General features: G+C 50.5%; 15 protein-coding genes, 3 tRNA genes, 2 rRNA genes and 8 pseudogenes. 11 read left to right on the plus strand and 17 right to left on the minus strand.

The window, feature by feature from the left end:
- The 3 genes from JCM10550_RS20495 to JCM10550_RS18305 form a co-directional block, all read left to right on the plus strand.
- Window positions 1–102, plus strand: a 23S ribosomal RNA gene (locus JCM10550_RS20495); the annotation flags it as partial.
- Window positions 103–167: 65 nt separating this feature from the next.
- Window positions 168–289 (plus strand): 5S ribosomal RNA (gene rrf, locus JCM10550_RS05760).
- Between the two features lie 436 nt (window positions 290–725).
- The gene (locus tag JCM10550_RS18305; protein ID WP_157199974.1) at window positions 726–932 is read left to right on the plus strand and encodes a hypothetical protein; all 207 of its coding nucleotides are present in this window, start codon (window positions 726–728) and stop codon (window positions 930–932) included.
- A 72-nt stretch (window positions 933–1,004) separates the two neighbouring features.
- Here JCM10550_RS18305 and JCM10550_RS05765 read toward each other — a convergent pair.
- The 9 genes and pseudogenes from JCM10550_RS05765 to JCM10550_RS19560 all read right to left on the minus strand — a co-directional run bounded on the left by JCM10550_RS05765 (window position 1,005) and on the right by JCM10550_RS19560 (window position 10,387).
- Window positions 1,005–2,250, minus strand: a pseudogene (locus JCM10550_RS05765) (Coenzyme F420 hydrogenase/dehydrogenase, beta subunit C-terminal domain).
- A 2-nt stretch (window positions 2,251–2,252) separates the two neighbouring features.
- A pseudogene (gene fdhF / locus JCM10550_RS05770) lies at window positions 2,253–4,333 on the minus strand (formate dehydrogenase subunit alpha).
- Window positions 4,334–4,637: 304 nt separating this feature from the next.
- Complete coding sequence (locus tag JCM10550_RS22200) at window positions 4,638–4,796, minus strand: hypothetical protein (protein WP_245618790.1); 159 nt, start codon at window positions 4,794–4,796, stop codon at window positions 4,638–4,640.
- A gap of 17 nt (window positions 4,797–4,813) precedes the next feature.
- Window positions 4,814–4,984 carry a hypothetical protein gene (locus JCM10550_RS22205; RefSeq protein WP_245618791.1) on the minus strand — a complete coding sequence of 57 codons (171 nt, stop codon included), beginning with the start codon at window positions 4,982–4,984 and terminating at the stop codon, window positions 4,814–4,816.
- 142 nt (window positions 4,985–5,126) lie between these two features.
- Window positions 5,127–5,629: pseudogene (locus tag JCM10550_RS05775) on the minus strand (nucleotide-binding protein).
- Window positions 5,630–5,638: 9 nt separating this feature from the next.
- Window positions 5,639–6,502, minus strand: a pseudogene (locus JCM10550_RS05780) (formate/nitrite transporter family protein).
- A gap of 397 nt (window positions 6,503–6,899) precedes the next feature.
- Window positions 6,900–7,485 (minus strand): annotated as a pseudogene (locus tag JCM10550_RS05785) (carbonic anhydrase).
- 92 nt (window positions 7,486–7,577) lie between these two features.
- A pseudogene (locus tag JCM10550_RS05790) lies at window positions 7,578–10,119 on the minus strand (heavy metal translocating P-type ATPase).
- Between the two features lie 37 nt (window positions 10,120–10,156).
- Window positions 10,157–10,387, minus strand: coding sequence for a heavy-metal-associated domain-containing protein (locus tag JCM10550_RS19560; RefSeq protein ID WP_172673784.1), 231 nt, complete (start codon window positions 10,385–10,387; stop codon window positions 10,157–10,159).
- Window positions 10,388–10,547: 160 nt separating this feature from the next.
- Between JCM10550_RS19560 and JCM10550_RS05800 the strand changes: the two genes are divergently transcribed.
- A complete protein-coding gene (locus JCM10550_RS05800; protein WP_245618792.1) occupies window positions 10,548–11,747 on the plus strand; it encodes a YcaO-related McrA-glycine thioamidation protein in 1,200 nt (399 codons plus the stop codon).
- A 14-nt stretch (window positions 11,748–11,761) separates the two neighbouring features.
- On the opposite strand, the gene JCM10550_RS05805 is transcribed toward JCM10550_RS05800, so the two are convergent.
- The 3 genes from JCM10550_RS05805 to JCM10550_RS05815 all read right to left on the minus strand — a co-directional run bounded on the left by JCM10550_RS05805 (window position 11,762) and on the right by JCM10550_RS05815 (window position 13,989).
- Window positions 11,762–12,373 carry a hypothetical protein gene (locus JCM10550_RS05805; RefSeq protein WP_062397675.1) on the minus strand — a complete coding sequence of 204 codons (612 nt, stop codon included), beginning with the start codon at window positions 12,371–12,373 and terminating at the stop codon, window positions 11,762–11,764.
- A gap of 424 nt (window positions 12,374–12,797) precedes the next feature.
- A complete protein-coding gene (locus tag JCM10550_RS05810; protein ID WP_062397677.1) occupies window positions 12,798–13,658 on the minus strand; it encodes an alpha/beta fold hydrolase in 861 nt (286 codons plus the stop codon).
- A gap of 88 nt (window positions 13,659–13,746) precedes the next feature.
- Complete coding sequence (locus tag JCM10550_RS05815; protein ID WP_062397678.1) at window positions 13,747–13,989, minus strand: hypothetical protein; 243 nt, start codon at window positions 13,987–13,989, stop codon at window positions 13,747–13,749.
- 222 nt (window positions 13,990–14,211) lie between these two features.
- Here JCM10550_RS05815 and JCM10550_RS18310 point away from each other — a divergent pair, with 222 nt between their 5' ends.
- Both JCM10550_RS18310 and JCM10550_RS05820 read left to right on the plus strand, forming a co-directional pair.
- The gene (locus JCM10550_RS18310; RefSeq protein ID WP_157199975.1) at window positions 14,212–14,379 is read left to right on the plus strand and encodes a hypothetical protein; all 168 of its coding nucleotides are present in this window, start codon (window positions 14,212–14,214) and stop codon (window positions 14,377–14,379) included.
- Window positions 14,376–14,621 (plus strand): hypothetical protein, encoded by a 246-nt coding sequence (locus JCM10550_RS05820; protein WP_062397680.1) that lies wholly within the window; start codon window positions 14,376–14,378, stop codon window positions 14,619–14,621. The genes JCM10550_RS18310 and JCM10550_RS05820 overlap by 4 nt, the downstream gene beginning before the upstream one ends.
- Window positions 14,622–15,437: 816 nt before the next feature.
- On the opposite strand, the gene JCM10550_RS05825 is transcribed toward JCM10550_RS05820, so the two are convergent.
- Window positions 15,438–15,509 (minus strand) — tRNA-Thr (locus JCM10550_RS05825).
- A 95-nt stretch (window positions 15,510–15,604) separates the two neighbouring features.
- A tRNA-Thr gene (locus JCM10550_RS05830) sits at window positions 15,605–15,676 on the minus strand.
- Window positions 15,677–15,807: 131 nt separating this feature from the next.
- Between JCM10550_RS05830 and mmp10 the strand changes: the two are divergent.
- Window positions 15,808–17,064: pseudogene (gene mmp10, locus JCM10550_RS05835) on the plus strand (methyl coenzyme M reductase-arginine methyltransferase Mmp10).
- A gap of 47 nt (window positions 17,065–17,111) precedes the next feature.
- On the opposite strand, the gene JCM10550_RS05840 reads toward mmp10, so the two are convergent.
- Window positions 17,112–17,345 (minus strand): hypothetical protein, encoded by a 234-nt coding sequence (locus tag JCM10550_RS05840; protein ID WP_062397682.1) that lies wholly within the window; start codon window positions 17,343–17,345, stop codon window positions 17,112–17,114.
- A gap of 199 nt (window positions 17,346–17,544) precedes the next feature.
- On the opposite strand from JCM10550_RS05840, the pseudogene JCM10550_RS05845 reads away from it, so the two are divergent.
- The 4 genes and pseudogenes from JCM10550_RS05845 to JCM10550_RS24485 all read left to right on the plus strand — a co-directional run bounded on the left by JCM10550_RS05845 (window position 17,545) and on the right by JCM10550_RS24485 (window position 20,550).
- Window positions 17,545–18,746: pseudogene (locus JCM10550_RS05845) on the plus strand (PLP-dependent aminotransferase family protein).
- A 95-nt stretch (window positions 18,747–18,841) separates the two neighbouring features.
- Entirely contained in the window at window positions 18,842–19,411 is a 570-nt protein-coding gene (locus JCM10550_RS05850; RefSeq protein ID WP_062397683.1) for a hypothetical protein, read from the plus strand.
- Between the two features lie 237 nt (window positions 19,412–19,648).
- On the plus strand, window positions 19,649–20,440 hold the full coding sequence (locus tag JCM10550_RS05855; protein ID WP_218185142.1) for a cache domain-containing protein: 792 nt from the start codon (window positions 19,649–19,651) through the stop codon (window positions 20,438–20,440).
- The gene (locus JCM10550_RS24485) at window positions 20,428–20,550 is read left to right on the plus strand and encodes a hypothetical protein (protein WP_281175280.1); all 123 of its coding nucleotides are present in this window, start codon (window positions 20,428–20,430) and stop codon (window positions 20,548–20,550) included. The genes JCM10550_RS05855 and JCM10550_RS24485 overlap by 13 nt, the downstream gene beginning before the upstream one ends.
- Before the next feature lie 176 nt (window positions 20,551–20,726).
- On the opposite strand, the gene JCM10550_RS05860 is transcribed toward JCM10550_RS24485, so the two are convergent.
- Complete coding sequence (locus tag JCM10550_RS05860; protein ID WP_062397685.1) at window positions 20,727–21,113, minus strand: DUF6508 domain-containing protein; 387 nt, start codon at window positions 21,111–21,113, stop codon at window positions 20,727–20,729.
- An 89-nt stretch (window positions 21,114–21,202) separates the two neighbouring features.
- A tRNA-Met gene (locus JCM10550_RS05865) sits at window positions 21,203–21,311 on the minus strand.
- Window positions 21,312–21,537 lie beyond the last annotated feature (226 nt).

A 21,537-nucleotide genomic window follows, 5' to 3' on the forward strand; every position in this document is an offset into this window, starting at 1 on the left:
TTGAGGGCACGGATAGAAGATCCGTTTGATAGGCTCGGGATGTACGCACGAAGGTAACGACGTGTTCAGTCCACGAGTACTAACGCCCAAATCAGCTAATACTGAAAACGTCCGTTAAAACTCAGACGAAATCCTGTGTGCACACCAAACAATATACCGCTTCATGTATTTGCGGCCATAGCAGCGGGGCAACACCCGGACCCATACCGAACCCGGAAGTTAAGCCCGTTCACGTAGTATGCTGTACTGAGTTGCGAGAGCGCTCGGGAACCATACTTCGCTGCAAATGCTCTGAAAAGAGAAAAATCTGTTCTGTAACTGTTATACAAAAGAGCGAGAGCTCTTGTCCGGGATACTTTGCCTGCAATAAAGAACCATTCTGTTCTGTATATGATATACAAAAGAGCGTGAGTGATTGTATTTGCTGCAGGTGTTTTTGAAAAGAACAGATCTACGGGTGAGCGAAAGCGCTCGTTTCTTTGTCTGTGATTTACTTCTGGAAAAATTGCCTGCTTAACCTTCTCTCTGTTTTTGTGTATACCTGTCTCTCTCACAGACTGCCACTACCATGAAAATATTCCCGCGGTTATTGAAATTCTTTCTTTGGTAAAGCAGTTGTTCTGTTCATATCTTTCATCATCTGATTCTCCTGATCTCCTGTTGTCACATATCCACAATGCAAATTATTTAGTATGCCGATTGCATTGATACGCACAGGGATTGTGATGCAGAAGCAAGACTCCGTTTCATATGATGGTGCAGGCCGCCGCTACTATTCCCATACCATGAATACCCTGGATGCCGTTCTCACACCGGGCACTCCTTCAAATCGTTTGGCCACTGTTGCAGTGTCTTTGGCAGCATGGCACTACAGACGTCGCCTGATGGTTCTCTCTCTCGCATATGCCATACTTTCCCGAAAGAGACGATGAATCACCCCCCCGGCGATGAAGTACGTATCCGCAAAACGTTGATGAAAGATAACTTTCAGGTTAAAAAAAAGATTAGAATATGTTGTAGATCTGATCGTCGCCGGTGTCTGAAAGACGCTTGCGCTCAGCAGGTTCTTCAACAAGTGCAAGGATCGGAAGATCCATATTCACACCCGGTGCAAATCCGAACATCTTCTCCATCTCGACCTGCAGGGAGTGCATGAAGAGTGCATTCGGAATATCCATTGCACAGAGTTCTTCGCACTGTCCACAGTTTACACAGGAGTCAGATATGTGACTGAACCTGATGAGGTGGAACATGAAGGGCGGTGGCACCTGTCCCGGGGTAACCAGATGGGGTTTCCGGGTAGAACACTCGACACAGTAGCAGATTGGACAGTTCTCAATGCACTGGTAACACTTGATACAGCGTGAAGTCTCATCCATGATGAACTTCAGGCGATCTTCGCTCTCACCAAGTGCGCCGAACTGGGCTGCACGGTACTTGTCAGCGAGTTTGAACATTGCATTCTCGATCTTGCCGCGAATCTCAATGCCCTTGGGGGGATTGGTGCTGCAGTTTCGATGGCTCCAGCCTTTGCTGCGCCCTCGATAAGTGCTGCTCCTTTGTCGCTACATACTTCAACGAAAGTTGCATTGCCTGCTTTGGGTCCAATGACTCCCCCCCAGTTACCGCATGCGATATCGCACTGGCGGGAACCTTTGTTTTACAGCGCTGACAGTTTGTACGGCGTCCGTATCCTGCTTCCTCGAGTTCATCAATGGAGATGCCCTTGTGCTCACCGTTCTCATCAAGAACAATGAACTGGCCTTTGTCGATCTCTTCCTTGACGATTGAGTCTGGGTCCATCTCGAACTTGTCTGCAATCATTTTCCGTGCAGTAATCGGAGACACCGATCCACCACAGTTGAGACCGATCATCACAACATTGTCAAGGTTGATCTGTTTCCTCTTTGCAAGCTCGTACATTGCCTTTGCGTCGCATCCCTTAAGGGTGACTGCAAGCTTCTCGTTCTTTGCTCCGTCAAGATATTTCTTGATGAGTTTTGGAAGAAGAACTGTACCACAGTGGAGTGATCCTGCACAGTCTGCGAGCTCAGCGGGGGGGTCTTTGATGAGGACAGGGGGGGTTGCATCGTAGATGTCGTATCCCTTCTTCACGGTAAGGACTGCATCGACCATGCCGCTTTCAAGAGCGTACTTGAGAAGTGCTGTGACTGCACCGCCACACTCACCTTTCTCAAGAATGCCTGCATCATTTGCGGATGCATATATCATATCGCCTTTAGCTACCATTTTCAGGCCTCCTGGATCTTTTCAATCTTAATTGCACAGGCCTTGAACTCCGGAATCTTGGCGATTGGGTCAAGCACGTTGTTGGTCAGCATATTTGCTGCACACTCTGCAAAGTGGAACGGCATGAACATGACGCCCTTCATGATTTCAGAGGTTACCTTTGCAGGCACTTCAATCTCACCACGGCGGGTGATTGCTTTGACCATCTCCTGGTCCTTAATACCAAGTGCTTCTGCATCTTCGGTATTGATCTCGATCCATCCGGTCGGGACTTCCTTTGCAAGGGTGTCTGAACGGCGTGTCATCGAACCTGTGTGCCAGTGCCAGAGACAGCGGCCGGTGGTAAACACGAATGGATATTCATCGTCAGGTACTTCTGCGGGAGGTTTCCACTCGATTGCGTGCATGACACCCATACCGTCAGGGTGGGAGCACTTTTCGATGTGGAGAACAGGCGTACCGGGGGGGTGTTCTTTTGTGGGACATGGCCAGTGAAGTGCCTCAGGTTTGTTGAGACGCTCGTAGGTCATTCCTCCATAGGAAGGTGTCAGTGATGCCATCTCGTTGAATACATCTTCTGATGTTTCCCATGCAAACTGGTCTGCATAGCCCATTGCTGCTGCAACGTCTGCAATGATCTTCCAGTCGAGTTTTGCCTGTCCGGGTGGCTCCTGTGCCTTTCTCCACATCTGAACACGGCGTTCGGTGGAGGTCTGGGTGCCGTCCTTCTCTGCGTAGCAGGTAGCGGGAAGTACCACGTCAGCGTGCTCTGCGGTCTCTGTCAGGAAAATATCCTGAACAACGACGAAATCAAGGTTCTCGAATGCATGCTCAACGTGGTGAATGTCGGGGGGGTCAGACAGGAATGGGTTCTCTCCCATAATGTACATTGCCTTGAGTTCACCTGGTTTGTCGGTTAAGACATCCATCATTGTTGTGACTTCGTATCCGTTCTGAGCTGCAGCGATACCATCGGGGGAATGCCCAGGCATCTTCGAATTTCTTGTGTGCAGCGGGGTCAATGACCTTCTGATATGCGGTGAACACAACAGGGAGTGCTCCCATATCGCAGGCACCCTGCACATTGTTCTGTCCACGAAGTGCGTTCACACCGCCTCCACGCCTGCCGATGTTACCGGTGAGCATCTGGAGATTTGCAGTGGACTTTACGTTGTCGACACCAACGGTGTGCTGGGTGATACCCATTGAGTAGAGCAGTGCACTGGATTCAGCGGTTCCGATCCATTCTGCTGCGGTTCTGAGCTGTTCTGCAGGAATTCCTGAGAGTTTCTCGACATTCTCCGGCAGATAGGCATCTTGTAGAACAGTTGCTTTGAGCTCTTCATAGCCTTTCGCACGGTTTTCTACCCATGCCTTGTCTTCCCAGCCGTTCCGGATGATCTCTCCCATGATACAGTTCAGGATTGCGACATCGCTGCCTGATTTGAACTGCATGAAGAGGTCAGCCTGCTTTCCGGTACAGGTTAAACGGGGGGTCAGCGTAGATGAGTTTTGCACCGTTCATCTTTGCCTGCATTACCCTGCGGCCAATGAGTGGGTGCTGCTCAAAGGTGTTGGACCCGATGATAAAGACACACTTTGACTCTGCAATGTCTCCAATGGAGTTGGTCATTGCACCGGAGCCGAATGATGCTGCAAGACCTGCAACGGTTGAAGCGTGGCAGAGACGTGCGCAGTGATCAATGTGGCGTGTTTTCAGTGCACCACGGGCAAATTTCATCAGAGCGTAGTTGTCTTCGTTAGAAGTACGCGCTGATGAGAGTACTGCGCACTCGTCAGGGGGGGTGTAGCTCTTAAATTTCTCTGCGATGAGGGCGTTTGCCTCTTCCCAGGTTGCCTCCACAAATTTGCCGTCCTTTTTAATGAGCGGCGTGGTGAGGCGGTCCTCTCTGTTCACAAACTCGTGGGCGTAAGTGCCTTTTGGGCAGACCTTACCTTCATTGACGGGAGAGCGGTGATACGGGGGGGCGGTATCAACGACCTTGCCGTCTTTGACCACGAGGTTGAATGAACATCCTGTCCCACAGTATGGGCAGGTTGTCTGAACGTATTTCATGTCCATTATCATTACCTCGAACACGTTCATTTTTATACTCACAGCATATAAATGTAATCAAAAATCTAGGGATTATTGGTGGAATTTAAGATCTGTGCCCTTTGTTATGAAAATGGTCGGTCATTTATTGTTAATTAATTTTTTAGCATGTTAATTAATGGATATTTACTTTTTCCAATCTCGTCATACAGGAGCGCATATCCCACATGATCTGGGGTTTTGTATCCCCCCCGTATCGACACAAAATAGGTGATGTAATTTGTTGAAAAGATGTTGTCAAAAATATGTATGAAATATCTCTGTCTTTAGCTTAGGTGTAATTCACTTTCTGACTGTATTTTTTTTCAAGACGGATGGCAATAACGGTGATTGTGGCCGCAAAGAGCGTCTGCATGATTATTCCTGTAGAAAATTCACCCCCCCATGGGTTGAAGATAATAATTGCGAAGAGTGGCACCAGCAGAGACACCAGATCTTTTTTGGGTTTCAGGTAGCAATGCCACAGAGGATGAAAGAACTGATTATACATCCCCCCCCTATCCCGACAGAATTTACCTGTGAGAGTATGCCGATGGCAATTCCTGCAAAGGCAATGATGGGAACGGATACCCAGGCATGTTTGGGCAGTTCTGGTAACGATGAAGTCTTGTCTGTCATAGTGATCTCCGATATGGTTTTTCCTTAGAAGAAATATGTCGTTTCGGTATTAAGAAGAGTGGGTTTACGCTTTACCAGACATTCGTTTTGTCTCTGGTTTATAAAATGTGAAAAATTGTCTTAGCTTTAGTTGGGTTTGGATTTATTTTTTGTCCTTCTTGCGGATGAGAACGGCATTTATCACCGGATCACCGACGACAACATATCGTTTGATGACCTGGCCAAGGACTTCAACAACGTCATCTTTCTTGATGTCCTCTTTTGGTGTCGTGAACATCTTCACAGACATTAAACCACTTTTGTCAGCGATATGATACTGCGGACGGTTCAGTGACTTAAAGAGTACACGTTCAACAACCCCCCCTTCAACCCTGACAATCTTACCAATGTCATTCGGCGGATGGCCGCCATCCTGACCGACACTGCTTCCGCTTCGTAATAGGGAATCAGGTCGTCATACTGAGACTGGCTCATGTAGTTCAATGCAGTTGGAATGACAAGAAGCATTACCAGAACCGGAACTGCCCAGAGAAGTGTGCGATAATCTTCTGAAAGGAAGACATATGCGAGTAAAATAAGGGTAAGGGCTATTACGAGTCCAATCTGAATGATTGAAACCCTTACCGTTGTTCCTTTAATTTTCATTGTTCAGAATTATGCCTGAATGTCTTTCTTGAATGAGACCCAGTAGATAAGAGCAACAAAGATCAGACCACCGACAATGTTGCCGAGGGTGACGACGATGATGTTGTTTGTCCACATGGTGACCCAGGTCAGGTTTGCTAATTTTGCAGCACCGACGACATCTACCTGTTCAGCGGTAAGTGCTGCCTTTGTCAGCAGGCCTGCAGGGATGAAGTACATGTTTGCGACACAGTGCTCGAATCCGGAGGCAACGAACGCCATGATCGGGAACCAGATACCGACAATCTTACCGATTGCATCATCTGCACAGATACCAAGCAGAATTGCAAGGTTAACAAGCCAGTTACAGCAGATAGCTTTACAGAATGCAGACCAGAGTCCAAGTCCACCAGCGTAGCCTACCTTTCCTGCTGCAATTTTTACTGCAGTAAGACCGAATGCGGTTGCAGTTGCAGTGCTTCCGGTGATTGAGACCAGTGTCCAACGGACATCAGATATGCGAATACGAGTGAACCAATCAGGTTACCGACGTATACCCATACCCATAAATTCATGACTGCTGCCCAACTGACTTTGTGTTTAAACGCTGCCATGGGGGCAAACATTGCGTCACCAGTGAAGAGTTCTGCACCGGTAAGCACGATGATAATCAGTCCTACAGGGAACACAGATCCGAGAACTAATTTTGCGACACCTGCTCCGAGGAACGCTGCAGTGCCTGTTACACAGACGGTTGCGAGTGCTGCGCCCATTGCGATGTATGCGCCTGCCATGAAACCACGCAGGAGCATATTCCAGGCCGGAAGCACATTTGCCCTTGCCTGCATCTCCAACCTTGGAGATGATTGTTGCTGGGGGGGGATGGAATACCATTTTTCTTTCACCTCATTTGGATTAAATTACCAAATAACACACAACTACCTATAATTTATAGGTGATTTAACGTCTGTATGAGTATATTAATAGCTTTCGATAATTTTTCACTGAAACAGGGAGTTGTTTGGCAATCCCTCTTTAACGTCTATGGGCAGAGTAAATGTAAATATATTGATTGTTAGTCAAATAAATCAGGGTAGTTTTACTAATGGAAGACATCACGCGGATTTCCCATATGTTTTCCTGTAATTGGAGGAAGATGCCCACGCACGAATGAAAAACAGCAAATAATTCAAGGTTAATTTAAAATTACGGTTCAGAATCTGACGGTAACTGAAAAATAAAAAAATGATCCATTCTGTTTTTTTACATTTCCGGAGACAATATGCAGATATCAGGCAATCTTCTCCAGTTTCCCGGTGTCAAGATCATAGAATAAACCATGGAGTTCTATTCTGCCCTCTTCTTCTGCACCCTTTACCGGGGGAATATGATCTGAGGTTTTCCAGCTGAACCCTGATGTTCTCCAGTTCAATCTCCTTTTTCCGTGCGGCAAGGTCGGCACATTCTGCGGGAGTACCATATTCTCCTTCGACTGTCTCTTTTACTTCCTGTGAATGTTTTAGCCATGTCGAAATATATTCCTCATCTGACATGTCAGCATCAAGGGCTTTCATGGCACCGCAGTCGGAGTGACCACATATGATGATATATTTCACCTTCAGGTGGCCCACTGCATATTCAAGGACACATCCGAGGTTTGGATCGTTCTTTGCGACAATATTGCCGATGTTGCGGTGCACAAAGATCTCACCCATCTTTGCAGAGACAATGCGTTCCGGGTTTACCCGTGAATCAGAACATGCAATCCAGAGGGATTCCGGACTCTGGCTGGTTGCCAGTTTCTGATAGTGTTCATTGTCTTTCTGGAAATCGTTTTCAATAAACGCACGGTTCCCTTCTAAAAATTTCTCAACCATAGTATCACACCTCTGCGATAATGGGTAGTTGTCCGGCAGGATTATTTCTATATTATGATTTCAGATTCAGGGATGATTTGCACGTAATTTCTCTATAAATGATTAGATTGGGGGGATATTTGGGAATTTATGAAATATTGTTCGGATCTGCTTTCAGTAACGTTGCAGGGGGGGGTATATCGCTTGAGAAGAAGAGAGAGCGAGATGACAGTGACTGAACTGAGTGCCATGGCAAGCCCTGCAAACTCGGGACGGAAGGTGATGCCATACAGGGGGGGATAGAGGATGCCTGCAGCAACGGGAATTAAGGCAGTATTGTAGGCAAATGCCCAAAAAAGGTTCAGTTTGATTCTGCCCATCACCTTGCGCCCCAGCTGTATGGCTGCTGCCACATCAAGGGGGGACTGCTCTGGACGAGGACGATATCGCCACTTTCAATGGCGATATCCGTGCCACTTCCGATGGCAATGCCGATGTCTGAAGCGGCAAGCGCGGGTGCGTCATTGATGCCGTCACCCACAAATGCGATACATTTTCCGTCGCCCTGCATCGCCTGAATGATCCCCGATTTCTCATCGGGCAGCACTTCTGCGTTCTTAAAGTCGATCCCCAGCTGTTCTGCCACCGCTGTTGCAGTACGTTCATTGTCTCCGGTTACCATGCCGACACGAAGGTCCATCCGGTGAAGTTCTTCTGTAGCCGCCGCAGATGTCTCCCTGACACTGTCCGATATGCCGATGATGCCGGCAATCGCTCCCCCCCCGGCCGCGACCCCCCCGACAGCGGTTTCCCCCCCGCGAATCTGGATTACTTCAAACGCATTAATTACCGGAGGAATCAGCCCGATTCCCTGTTGGGAAAGAAATTTCATGTTGCCGATCAGAACAGGTACTCCCCCCCCTGCCTCTGCTTTCACTCCTTTGCCACTCACTGCCTGGAATTCGGTGCATTTCACGGGTACGATTTCTTTTTCTTCAGCATACGAGACAACGGATGCGGCGAGCGGATGTTCTGAGCGTGCTTCAACACCGGATGCAATTTCCAGAAATTCCTGTTCCCCCCCCAACCCGAATAATACTGTCTCTGTTACCACCGGTATGCCCCGTGTCAGGGTGCCAGTCTTGTCAAATATGACCGTGGAAATCTTTTGTGACAGTTCGAGCACTTCACTGTTTTTGATGAGAATGCCCAGTTCAGCACCCCCCCTTCCAACACCGACCGTGATGGCAGTAGGTGTGGCGAGACCAAGGGCACAGGGACAGGCAATGACGAGAATGGAGATGAGCACCGTAAGAGAAAAGAGGCCGGTTGCGTTCAGTGCGAAGTACCAGACAAGGGCTGCCCCGATGGCGATGGTGAGGACGGTCGGGATAAACCAGGTGACCGCAGTGTCTGCGTATTTCTGGACGGAGGGTTTCGTGGCCTGCACCGTCTCCACCAGCCGGATTATCTGGGCGAGATAGGTCTCTTTTCCGACACGGGTGGCGCTAAAGGTGATGGCACCGGTGGTGTTAATCGTGCCTCCGGTAACGATTGCATTGCGTTCTTTGTAGACTGGCACCGGCTCCCCCCCGCTGATCATCGATTCATCGATGTAGGATTCCCCCCCGGACAGAATTTCCCCCCCGTCAACGGGAATCTTCCCGCCCGGCCTGACAAGGATCACATCGCCAATCATGAGTTCTTCGACCGGAACCACAACTTCTTCTGTTCCTTTGAGGACAATGGCCGTCTTTGCCTGGAGTTCTACGAGTTTTTTGATGGCATCGTTTGTCCGCCCTTTTGCCCGTGCCTCCAGGTACCTGCCCAGGGTGAGGAAGGCCGCGAGCATGACGGCGGTCTCATAAAAGAGGAAATCGCTCGTGAGGACAATGCCAAATGTGCCAAGGACGCTTGCCCCCCCATAGGCGACACCGATACCCATCGCGTACATCACATCCATCGTAAGTGAGTAATTTCTGAGTGCCCCCCCCATGCCGCCCGGAATATGGGGTATGCAAGATAGATGAAGAAGGGTGTGGAGACAATAAACATGAAATACGTCATCGGAATGGGCAGCATAATGCCGGAGAACATAATGGCCATCAGGAACGCTGATACGGCAAATCCGATGAGTGTCCGGTTGCGGAGATTTCGTAGTGCACGGGTGCGCTGTATCTCTTCCTGATTTCCCTCCTCGTCCCCGACAAATCCGAGATACTCATACCCGGCATCAATAATGACGGTCTTCATCCGGGAGACGTCGATTGTGTCCGGGTCATAGCCGACAACCGCCCGGTTGGTCGTGAGATTTACTTCTGCAGAGAAAACTCCGTCAAGTGCCATGAGTGCTTTTTCGACCGTGGCAACACAGGTGGCGCAGTGAATACCTCCGAGACGAATTTGCAGGGTCTCCCGGAGGATACCATAGCCGGCACTGGTGACTGCCGCATCCAGCTCCTGAACGGTGCACTTCTCCGGGTCATACCCTACAACTGCCTTCTCGGTGGCAAGGCTGACGGAGACTTCATAGACCCCCCCGTCCACGGCACGGAGTGCCTTTTCAACCGTGGCAACACAGGTCGCACAGTGCATGCCGGTCACCCGGATGACGGTAGTGGCCCCCCCTCCGGTATCTGGTTTGTTTTTGCTCATACCATCCCCCCCCGATGCAATCGTAATGTTTGTTTCTTCAGTCACGAACGTCGTATCCGGCGTTTTTCACTGCCTTTTTTAGTTTCTCCTTTGTTGCCTGTGCCGGGTCATAGGTGACCTCTGCTTCTTTCTTTTCAAGACTGACGTCGGCCTTTTTCACCCCCCCTGCAACGGATTCCAGTGCATCTTTAACAGATGTGACACAGCCGTCACATACCATTCCGGTGACGGGAAGGTGAATTTTTTTATCGGATTTTTCTTCTGTCATGGTTTCATCCCAATTGATCGATGAAAGTCCTCCGGAAAATAAAAAGGTATGGTCACATCCGATGGTCAGGATGGTTGCCATGCTGAAAGAAAAGTGTATATCCGGCCCTGTCAAATAATTTCTACTCATGAAATTGTCATCCTGTGTCAAAGGGTATTCTGTGGAGACGCACCGGACCGTTTCACCGGAGGATACGCTGAAGCGTATTGACTCACTGGTGTCTCTGACGGGGGGGGTAACCCAGGTGGAGGACATCACTGATGTCGACCGGCTGGGCATTCCGGTCTTTACCTGTACACGCCGGGGGGGAATAAACGGAAAAGAATTCGTGCACAACGGCAAAGGAGCGACTCCCGTTGCTGCACGGGTCTCTGCCATGATGGAAACGATTGAACGGTATTCAGCAGAAGCGGATGACAGGGAAATGATTGTGGGGGGGTCCTATAGTGAACTCTCCGGTGAATATCTCCTGCTTTCCCCCGGAAGAGATGATCCTGCCGGGATATACGGATCCAAATGCTGCGATCTCCTGGGTGTGGCACATGACATCATCCGGGACGAAGCTATCCTTGTACCTGCTCATGAGGTGTTCCATCCCCCCCTTGATGCGTCATACGGGAATTTTATCCGGACGCATACCAATGGCATTGCGTCTGGCAATACACTAGAGGAGGCAGTTTTTCATGCACTCGCCGAACTCATTGAGCGTGATGCCTGGTCGCTTGCGGAGGTCACGCGTAATGCCGGGCCGGTTGTCGGGGATATCACCGACGAGCGCTGCCTTCAGGTCATAGAATCGTTCCAAAAAGAGGGCGTTGAGGTGATTGTCCGTGATATCACCAGTGATATTCGCCTGCCGACGATTGTGGCCATATGTGATGATGTGAAGCTGAAGGACCCTGCGCTGCTGTGTACGGGAGCGGGAACCCATGTCTGCCCGGAGATTGCGGTGCTACGTGCCCTGACCGAGGTCGCACAGAGCCGTGCGACACAACTCTTTGTGGACGGGACAAAGCCGACGGGGGGGGCCGACATGCGGCGGGTGATGGGGGGGTATGACCGCACCAAGCGGATGAACAAACGGTGGTTTGCAAAGGATACTGAGTCTGTCTACGGGAATATCGGGGGGGCCTTCCGGAGCGATGATTTCCTTACCGATATCGAATATGTTCTGGATGAACTGAAAAAGGCAGGGCTTGGCCGCTGTATTGTGGCAGACCTCACCCGCGAGGAGATCGGGGTGCCGGTGGTCCGGGTAATTGTACCCGGTCTGGAGGTACTTACCATGGATACGGACAGAATCGGACAGCGCTGCCGGGACGCTGCCAAAAACGGCTATCAGCCGGGCGTGTGGAATTAGGTTTCCTCTCTTCCTCATGATGAGGGGAGCAGAATTCCGATACCGCGGAATACGACATATTTATTCCAGAAGTCACGGGTTCCTGACAGTTTTGCATAGATGGATACGTGGATGACATCCTGATGAGTGTTCTTCTGGAATGGGCGCATCAGGAAATCAAATCTGACCGTTCCTTTTCCCTGCACACCCATATTGGGAATGTCCAGAACACTAACACTTTTCCCGGATTCAGTATTGGTATGGAAGGATAGCGGGGGGGGATCAGGATTCCATTCCGGTGTCTTCAGGTAAATATCGCCATACGAGAATGCCGAGTTGGTTCCTGGCGGGTGAATACTTATTTTCAGGCTGTCAATTTTCGTATGTTCCGGATGGGCCAGTTCAACCATCAGAGGTATGGTGCTGTTATCCGAATATGCCCCCCCCGGTGTTGCACGGACAGAGAGGGTCACTATGTCCTCGCCCTTGTGTGAGAAGGTGAGGTGTTTCTCATGATCCTGGGTATCTTCCCGGTAATCCTTCAGCGTTGTCCGCGACAGGCCGGTGGTGGCGGCAAACGCGATGAAAAAGAGGATCACTGCGCATATGAATACCACCTCCAGTATCGTTTTGTTTTTTCCATCCACATTTTTGTATTTAATCCGGGTTTATTTAAACCAATCCTCTGTTGATTTTGGGGGTGTCGTATCTGTGGACAAAGGTCTGATCGGACAGTTCCTGCGGGCATCGTGGGGGGGCGGATTTTCTGCCATATGCAGCCAAATTATGCTTATATTATGCCTTCTCCGAATATTTCCCCCGGAAAAATGCATCCACACAGCGGCGCGGTGTGGGCGGATCTCGGTTGAGACAGTCCATATACACCCTCCCGGAATATCCGGGAGTGACGACCCCCCCTTAATAGTCTGCAATCCGCCGTTTTTTTAGCAAATATGTGGCCATTCATCCGTATTTTCCGGCAGTAATGATTTATGGGAAAATACGCTCGGTTTATCCCTGAATTCCCCTGTATGGGGGGGTCAAAGAGGGTGGAAAAAGGCGTAAAAAAAGTTAGGCGGGAGATTCATCCATCTCCAGGAACGTCGTCACAATGGTTCCGTATTCCACCGGTGCATAGCATGAACCTGCATGGGGGGGGATACCCTTATACCGGACAAGCCAGGACCCGTCAATCTGGTCTGCGATATCGACTGCGACTGTCTGTGGGGTGATGTCATCCGCGGTGCCGGTGATGAGCATGACATCGTTGGTGATGCCTGGGAGACTGTCATAGACACCATCCCATTCAAGGATTGCAACCGCTTCCTTTCTGACTCCTTCAGAGGTCTCCAGATCTTCTACACTTTCTATCAATTGGGTATGAAGTTTTTCCATTTCAGGAATATTGACAGTGTATGAGGCAGATGAGAGGATGACCTTTTGTGCCGTTTTTGGATGGGAGATTAGGAGTTGTTGCGAGACTGCTGTTCCCATGGACATACCGTAGATATTCATGCTGTCATGCCCGAGTGCGGTGATGAGTCCTGCAGCGTCATCCGCCAGTATGGGTATGGTCAGTGGTGCGTCAGTCTCAGTGCTCTGTCCCATATCCCGGTGGTCATAGACATAGACATGGTAGTTCTCTGCAAGAATGCCTATAAATGTGATATTCCATGATTCCATTGTCCCACCGAAACCGATGATCATGAGAAGCGGTTCGGTGTTTTCTGTGCCAAATTCCCGGTATGCAAGGGTGACACCGTTTACATCACTGTACTGTACGGGTGTGTCCTCGTAGTTGATTGGCTGGATGGCGGTTTCTGTCGGTTCTCCGGCGGTTTCCGGTGTGGTGGGAGGTGCTGTGCAGCCGCATGCGAAGAGGATGCAGAGCGCAAGCACGAGAGTCATTGCGGTAATCGCTGTTTTTTTCATAGGGCGTGTCTCCTGTATTTGAAATTTGGTATGAGAAAATATCTCTGCTTCTTTTTGGGCAGTTGTTTGTCGGCAAATCGTTCTGAATTTATGAAGTGTCCTTTATCAAAACAAATACAATTCCTGCGATAATGAAACCGGAGAGTATGAGAATTGGCATGATATCATCCAGAACGAGGGAGACGGTGTGGGCATAGCCATGGGAAGTAAAGGCATACTCGTCAGCCGGTGATGCGAAGGATGCATGGGCGACCAGATCGCCGACTACGAACAACACAATGATGGCAAGAATCGTCAGCAGCCATGCATTCCGGTCTTTCTTACTGATCATTTGTCCGTCTCCCGGCAAACGGTGTCGCCTGCGGCAGTGTCTATACTGTTGAGCGGGTATATGTTTTGTGGGGTGACTGCCAGATGCTCAGGTGCAGTCTGTTGTGATGTGGGTTTGGTATGGTGAGGGATTTGCACGAACTCTTTTAATGGATGACTGTGGAGTATCATCATCCGTCACCGGGATAGTTTCCGAAGGGGACGGACAGGGGGGAAAAACGGTATGGAAGACCTGCAGATAAGAAGAGAGTTGACAGAGGATCTTCTCAGTCGCCTCGTCCATCCGGAAGAGGGCGTGAGGGAAGCTGCAGTGGAGGCCCTTGCGGTGAGCACAGAGGACGAGGACTGGCGGGCAAACGAACTCATCCGGCAGGGGGGGGCATTGAGGTGATTGCCGACCTCCTTGATGACCCCCCCAATCCGCATATCAGCGGTGCGGCCCTTGATGTCATCATCGCGATTGCTGCGACCGGTGATGAGGAGGCGCTTATCGGCGATGGCGTGATTGCCCGGCTCGACCCGATGCTTGACACCGATGATCCGGTGATCCGGAATAAGGTGGTAAAGGCCCTCTGGCTGCTGGTGCCGGAGGTTGAGGACGTGGTGATGTCCAAGCCGCAGGATGAGTACTGAGGTCTACAACTGGCCAACTCTTCTTTACCCTGCAGAAACAGATGGTTGGGAATAGGTTGTCAGGGAAGAAATAGTGGAGAAGAAATGAATGAGAGGAAGAGACAGGGGGGGAGAGGTATGAAATGAGGGGGGGAGTGTCCCGTACTCTTGTTGTGCCCAACCGTGGGAGCACGGCCATCACGTTCCGAGTGTATGTTTCCGTTTTTTCCGATTGTTCTCATTTTCACCCAATTTTCACCCAGAAAAAATCATAAATATCGCCCAAATCTGCAATCCAGCAATAATTCGTGAAATTAATACATTGTTTTCACTTTTACCTGGATCACATAGACATGTGTAGACACACAGAGAGGGAGATGGGGGGGATTGCTGTATGTTGCCAGGAATGTGTGAAAACAGCCTATACTATCTGTACATATATTATTATATTAACTACCTTTTCAGGAATGATAGTCATTTCTGCCTTTTTTTTGTTTTCACTTTTTCCGGTTTTTTGGTGAAAATGAGGTGAAAAAGTGAAATATAAATATCTCTCTTTCTTTCAGGAACCTGGTGGCCTGCTAAAGCTGGCGGGTGATCAACGTAGCTGGGTGTGATATCTTTGACTGGATCATGACTCAGGAAAAGTCCGAATTTTCCGAAGGCGGGAAGCTGAGAAACCTGAATCTCCTGTTGGGGGCAAGACTCCCACGGACTACTGCCATATTGTCTTCCCGGACAGGAACTTCTTTGAATGGTTTGGTATATGTGTGGATAGTAAAACGAACTGTAACAGAATAATTCAGAAAAAAAGGCATTGCACCCTGGATAAAACCAAGCCTCAGGAGGGAGTTGAACCCCCGACCTGCTGATTACAAATCAGCCGCTATACCACTAAGCCACTGAGGCGCTCTACCCTATTTGTGCTCAGGGGGTAAAAAAGATGGCGATATGATCTGGTTACCCGTATGAGTCTGAGATAAAAAGAATCCAAAAAGAACCGAAGCCTCAGGAAGGAGTCGAACCTTCGACCTGCTGATTACAAATCAACCGCTATTCCACTAAGCCACTGAGGCGCCCATTTCAATCGGCTCTCAGGGGGTAAAGAATGTGGCGATATGATATCGCAGAATTCCATCCGGTGCCCCCCCTCTCCTTACCCATTCCAAATCCCTTTATGCCGTCAGAATCAGAATACTACATAATTATGGCACATCTGACTGTAGATATCGGAGGCAGACCCGGTCTGGACTGCCGGGGGGGCTTCTGTAAATACTGTTACTTCAAGGGGGGGTTCGCGAAGAAGAGGAACCCGAACCCCTGGCTGTAAATACTGCCTGCCGTTCGCTGTTGGGTGTGATTATTGCACCAATTTTGTCCGCGAACGCTACACCGGGTTCATGGATCTCCGGGATGTGGCAAATGATGTACTCGGCAACCTGCAGCTGATGGACGGCAACCTGGACCGGATCACAATATCCGGCGGCGGCGACCCGTCCTGTTACCCGGAATTCGAAGATCTGATGGATCTCCTAGGCAGCATGGGGGGGGTGCCCATCCATATCGGATACACCAGTGGGAAAGGGTTTGATGACCCTGCCCTTGCCGACCGGATGGTGGAACAGGGCCTCTCTGAAGTCTCATTCACCATCTTCTCGGTAAACCCGGAACTCCGCCGCGAATGGATGGGAGACCAGACACCGGAGGCGTCCCTTGCGGTACTGGGAAAACTTTGCCAGAAAATTGATGTCTATGCCGCAGCGCTCGTCATCCCCCCCGGTGTCAATGACGGCGAGGAACTGGAACGCACCTGTAAATGGCTGGAGGACAGGGGGGGTGCAAAAGGCCTCATCCTCATGCGGTTTGCGAACCGGGAGGAACAGGGACTGATTCTCAAAAACGGCCCCGTCGTCAAAGGCCAGCGGGTGCAGACCGTATCGGCGTTCCGTGACATGGTCACCGACATCAATGAACGCTACAATCTGCGCATCAATGGCACTCCCCCCCTCTGGGATCCGACCCTTGGGTCACCGTTTGCCATCCTCAACGAACCCGACCTTCTGGAAAAACTCCCGCGGGTAAAAAAACGGGCAAGCCTCATCTCCGGCGCCATCGCTGCCCGCTATGTGCAGGAAGTGCTTGATGCCTGTGGCAACCAGTCCTGGGTGGCCAGCCCGAAAAAAGAGATTGCGTGTCTCATCACCCGTGACGACCTGAAAGAGATTGACCTCTCCACTCTGGAAAAGGTCGTCATCATACCGGGCCGCTCATTCGTCCATGAAAAGGAGGCGGCAGATATACTCTCGGCAGACGGGGGGGTGAGACGGACGATCATCCGGGGGGGCCTGACACCCTCACCGCCGATGCGGAGACCTCCATGGGCATGACCCGCGATGAGGTGCTCCAGATGGAGATCGACGGGTTCTCCTCCCTCATCCACCTCATCAACCTGAACGGAATCTGAAAATAGATCTCGTTTGGATATTGCCTTTAACGGGGGGGCATACGTTTTTACCTGCACTTCTGGTTGAAGAGTTCTGCACAGTGCTCAATCTCGGATAAAATCTCTTCGCCGATGAGACCTTTCACCGTCTGTGCAAAGGGCTTCAGTTCTATGGGGCCGTTTTGCAATGTGCAGGAAACGCCCCCCCCGTCCCTACTCGGGTGGACATCGTAGACGCGGCCGTTTTCAAAGGTCACAAGCAGACCTTCATTCGTATATGTTATCTTTGCAGATCCTGTCATCTCTTCTTCACCTTGTATGAACCAGAGATTGTACCCCCCCGGATGGCTTCAATCTCTCTTTTCTGATACGGGGGGGTCAGTGGTTCCCTCCATGGAGGTGCTGGAGGTGTCGGATATGTGGGAAACCGCGATTGCGGGCAATCCATTTATTTTATCAAAATGAACACGGTTTTCTTTCTCACCGGTACATACTATTCTAATGAATCACCGGTACTCAGAGAGGATCTGTTCCACACAGAAATCCTTTATCCGTGAGATACTGAAGGTCACCGCAGATCCGGAGATCATCTCCTTTGCAGGCGGCCTTCCCAATCCCAATCTCATCGACGATGAGGGAATACAGAAAGCTGCAGCAGCACTACTGAAAGAGGACGGCAAGACCGCACTCCAGTACTCGACCACCGAAGGACACCCTCCCCCCCTGCGGGAATGGATTGCAGAACGCTACCGCACCCGCTACGGACTCTCCGTAAGCGCGGATCAAATTCTGATCACAAACGGCTCCCAGCAGTGTCTGGACCTCATCGGCAAGGTCTACCTTGATACCGGCGATTCGGTCATTGTTGAAGACCCCCCCGGATATCTGGGTGCCATCCAGTCGTTCTCTATGTTTCAGCCGGAATTCCTTTCGGTTCCCCTGAATGAGGAAGGGCCTGACCTGGCGTGCCTCACGAATGTCCTTGAGACGTCATCCGCCAAGTTCATGTACGGCATTCCGAACTCGCAGAACCCCCCTCCGGTATCACCTACTCGGAGAACCGGCGACGTGATCTCGCGGCCATCCTCTGTGAAAACGACATGCCGTTTGTGGAGGACGATGCATATGGGGAGCTTCAGTTTGACGGCGTCACAAGAAAACCGGTCAGTGCGTATATGGAAGGCGAAGGTATTCTGACGGGATCGTTTTCCAAGATCTTCTCGCCCGGCATGCGGATGGGATGGGTCTGTGCCCCCCCCAAAGAGGTGATGGAAAAGACCCTCATCGCAAAGCAGGCATCTGACCTGCACTCAAACTACCTGTGCCAGCGTATCCTGTCAAAATATCTGGAAACGAATGACATTGACGCCCATATCGCAGTTATAAACGAAGAGTACCGGAAACGTGCCGAGTGGATGGTCTCACAGATGGAGAAGTGCTTCCCGGACGATGTGCACTTCACCCGGCCGACCGGCGGGATGTTTATCTGGCTGACGCTTCCGGAAGGTGTCTCCTCAGGTGCACTCTTTGAAGCCGCCCTGAAACGCAAGGTGGCCATCCTGCCGGGCACGCCGTTCTATGCAGATGGCGGCGGTGACTCGACAGCGAGGATTAATTTCTCCAATGCGGACAAAGAGGATATTCTGGCAGGCATTGAGATTGTTGCCGAAGTGCTCGAAGAAATCCGCAGCACTCCTCAATAAATTTTTTTGGTCAGTGCCGGTTGCCTTTTTTCGGCCCGGACAAAGACCGTCAATTCTTACCATTTAATAATACCTGATGCACTACTTTTCCGGTAATGGTTAACCGAATCGGTATTATTGTTCTTGTGGGACTCTGCCTCTGTTTACTATCGGCAGGCTGCACCACTTCTGATGAACCTGCAGGCATGCCGGAAGACGCAAAGATGACAGCACTTCTGGAAAATGCAACAGCGGAAGTCTCTGTCGGCCTCTCTCAGTTGCAGGAGTGCAATGCAGAGAGTGCAGAGAAATTATCAAAAACTGGTATCACGGGCGATGCGGCAAACACACTCCTGCAGGAGAAACTTGTGGGGGGGACATCACCCTATCTCATCTCTTCACTGGTGATTGACCCTGAGGGCATCGTCACGGCGGCAGCACCGGCGCACTACGAAACCATTGTTGGCACCGACCTTGGCTACCAGCCTGAGGTGCAGTATGCACACGCGGTGAAAAAACCGGTGTTAAGCGGGATATTCATGCTTGAGGAAGGGTTTCCCGGTATCTCTATGAGTTATCCGGTATTTTCCGGTGACATCTATCTGGGATACACTGACCTCACCTTCGGCCGGAAGTTTTTTGCGCCAGTATTTCCGTCCCCCCCTCACGGAAGAAACCGGGTATGAGTTCATGGTGATGCAGACAGACGGCATGATACTCTATGAGACCAATGAAGAGGAAGTCGGAAAGAATGCACTCACTGACCCATCTACCAGTCAACAGAGATCCCGAAACTGGCAGAGACGATCGTTGCAGATCAATCCGGCCGGGGAGAATATACCTTCTGGGATATGGACTGGAAGGGGGAAGTTCAACGTGAACTTTACTGGTCAACGGTTCCATTCGGAGAAACCGAATGGAGAGTGGCAGTCATTCGCGACATCAGCACCAGTTCATCCCCCCCGACACCTGTGCCCACTCCGCGATCTGACGAGGTGCTGGATGCGGATATTTCCTCCATGACTGCCTTTGTCGGGGATGCAGCAGCCTTTGCGCAGCAGAACGAAAAATCCGTGGTCCTTGCAACCTTTAACGACCCGGAAGGGGGGGACTTCATTGACGGGGAATGCTACATCTTTGCCTACGATATGAACGGCACGACGCTTGCCCATCCCTACCAGCCGGGCGTTGTCGGTGAAGACCGGACGGCTTTGAAGGATGCAAACGGCCTTGAGATTCATCCGGGTTGCAGGGATATTGCGGCCCGTGGCGGCGGATACCTCTACTTTACCTTCCCGAATCCCTCGGAGAACTACCGGAATGAACTCAAGTTGGTCGCCATCCGACCGGTTGACGATACCTGGTATGTGGGTTCCGGCATCTATATTCCGGAGATGGATGTCGTGCTGAATCAGACAGCGATTGATTCCCTCGTTGCACGGGTGAAAGAGGCACAGACCTTTGCCCTCAATTCATCGGGATATGCGAACGATGGTGAACTCTTTGCAGCGATGAATGAGAAATTTGGAACCGGTGCAGACTACATATTCGCCTACGATATGAACGGCACCTGTCTCTCCCTCCCGTTCCAGCCGGAGATGGCGGGGGGGACGGATCGTCTGAACTTTACCGACGCCTATGGAGTAGAGGCAGTGAGACTGGAGATTGACGCTGCACAGCGGGGGGGGTGGCGGGTATGTGTATGTGGTTTGTGAGAATCCTGATACCGGGGGGGGATGAGGAGCTTAAGTTCTGTTATGTGCTGCCGGTGATGGATGAGTATTTTGTTGGGTCAGGGGGGGTGTACGCGGGTAAGGTTGTCTGATCCTCTTTTTCTTTTTCTGTTGCCCGTTAAGGATGTCTGCCTCCTGGATGATAATGGCCTGTCAGAATCATATACCTGGAAATAGTTGGGTGCAGAAAAGTGCAATTGTTGGAAAAATGACTGTCTTGTATGCAGGGGGGGGCCTAATTCCAATTTACCGGTGACTAAAAAACCCTTCAGACCTCGTATATCTCAGCAATTCGGTTCACAACCGAGAGCATATACCCTTTTTTAATAATACCCGCAATCTCTCCGGGCATCAGCCGGTCGATGCGCACATGGACTGTGAGAATACGGCGGATGGTCTCGGTCTCTGCCGCACAGAGGCGGGCCGGCTTTTCAAAATACCCGGTCACCTCATCCGTCCAACCCTGCCAGCGCGTGTTAATGAGCCAGTTATTGTCATAGAGCATCCGGACAAATTCGTTCACCGGCGGGCAGGTCCCGGTTTCCTGAACCTCATCCTCATGGCCCTCCAGGATTGCTGCTCCGTCTAAAAGCCCCCGGTAGGCAAGCACTGCCTCAAAATTCTCAGGAGTGGGTGTTTCTGATTCACGGTGCATTCAGGAATGTTGTGCACTGACCCGTGATAAATGGATTGAAAGTCTCCTCTCAATTAGAAATGTAAAGACAAACGATCCGTAAAAATGTATGCTGTCGATGGGATCCGAACCCACGACCTCCAGATGTCTCAGATAAAGCGCTCCGAAATTGCTCAAACCCTATGAGTCTGGCGCCCTAACCAACTAGGCCACGACAGCATGTGATTACGCACACAATGTGCACAATAAGGACGTCGCGTGGCGTATTAAATCTTCTGATATTGATTTGACGTCTTGGGGGGGACATTCATTATCCGAAAAGATATTTGCACTTCTTTTGTGTCGTCACTCTGGGTACATTCATGTTCTGTCACCTGGTTTCAGCCAATATCCATGATGGATAATTTGGTTTCCTTCCCGTTTGAAAGGCATGGCCCGGCCTCCG

It is taken from the genome of Methanogenium cariaci JCM 10550, from assembly GCF_001315945.1.
GTDB lineage: Archaea > Halobacteriota > Methanomicrobia > Methanomicrobiales > Methanomicrobiaceae > Methanogenium > Methanogenium cariaci.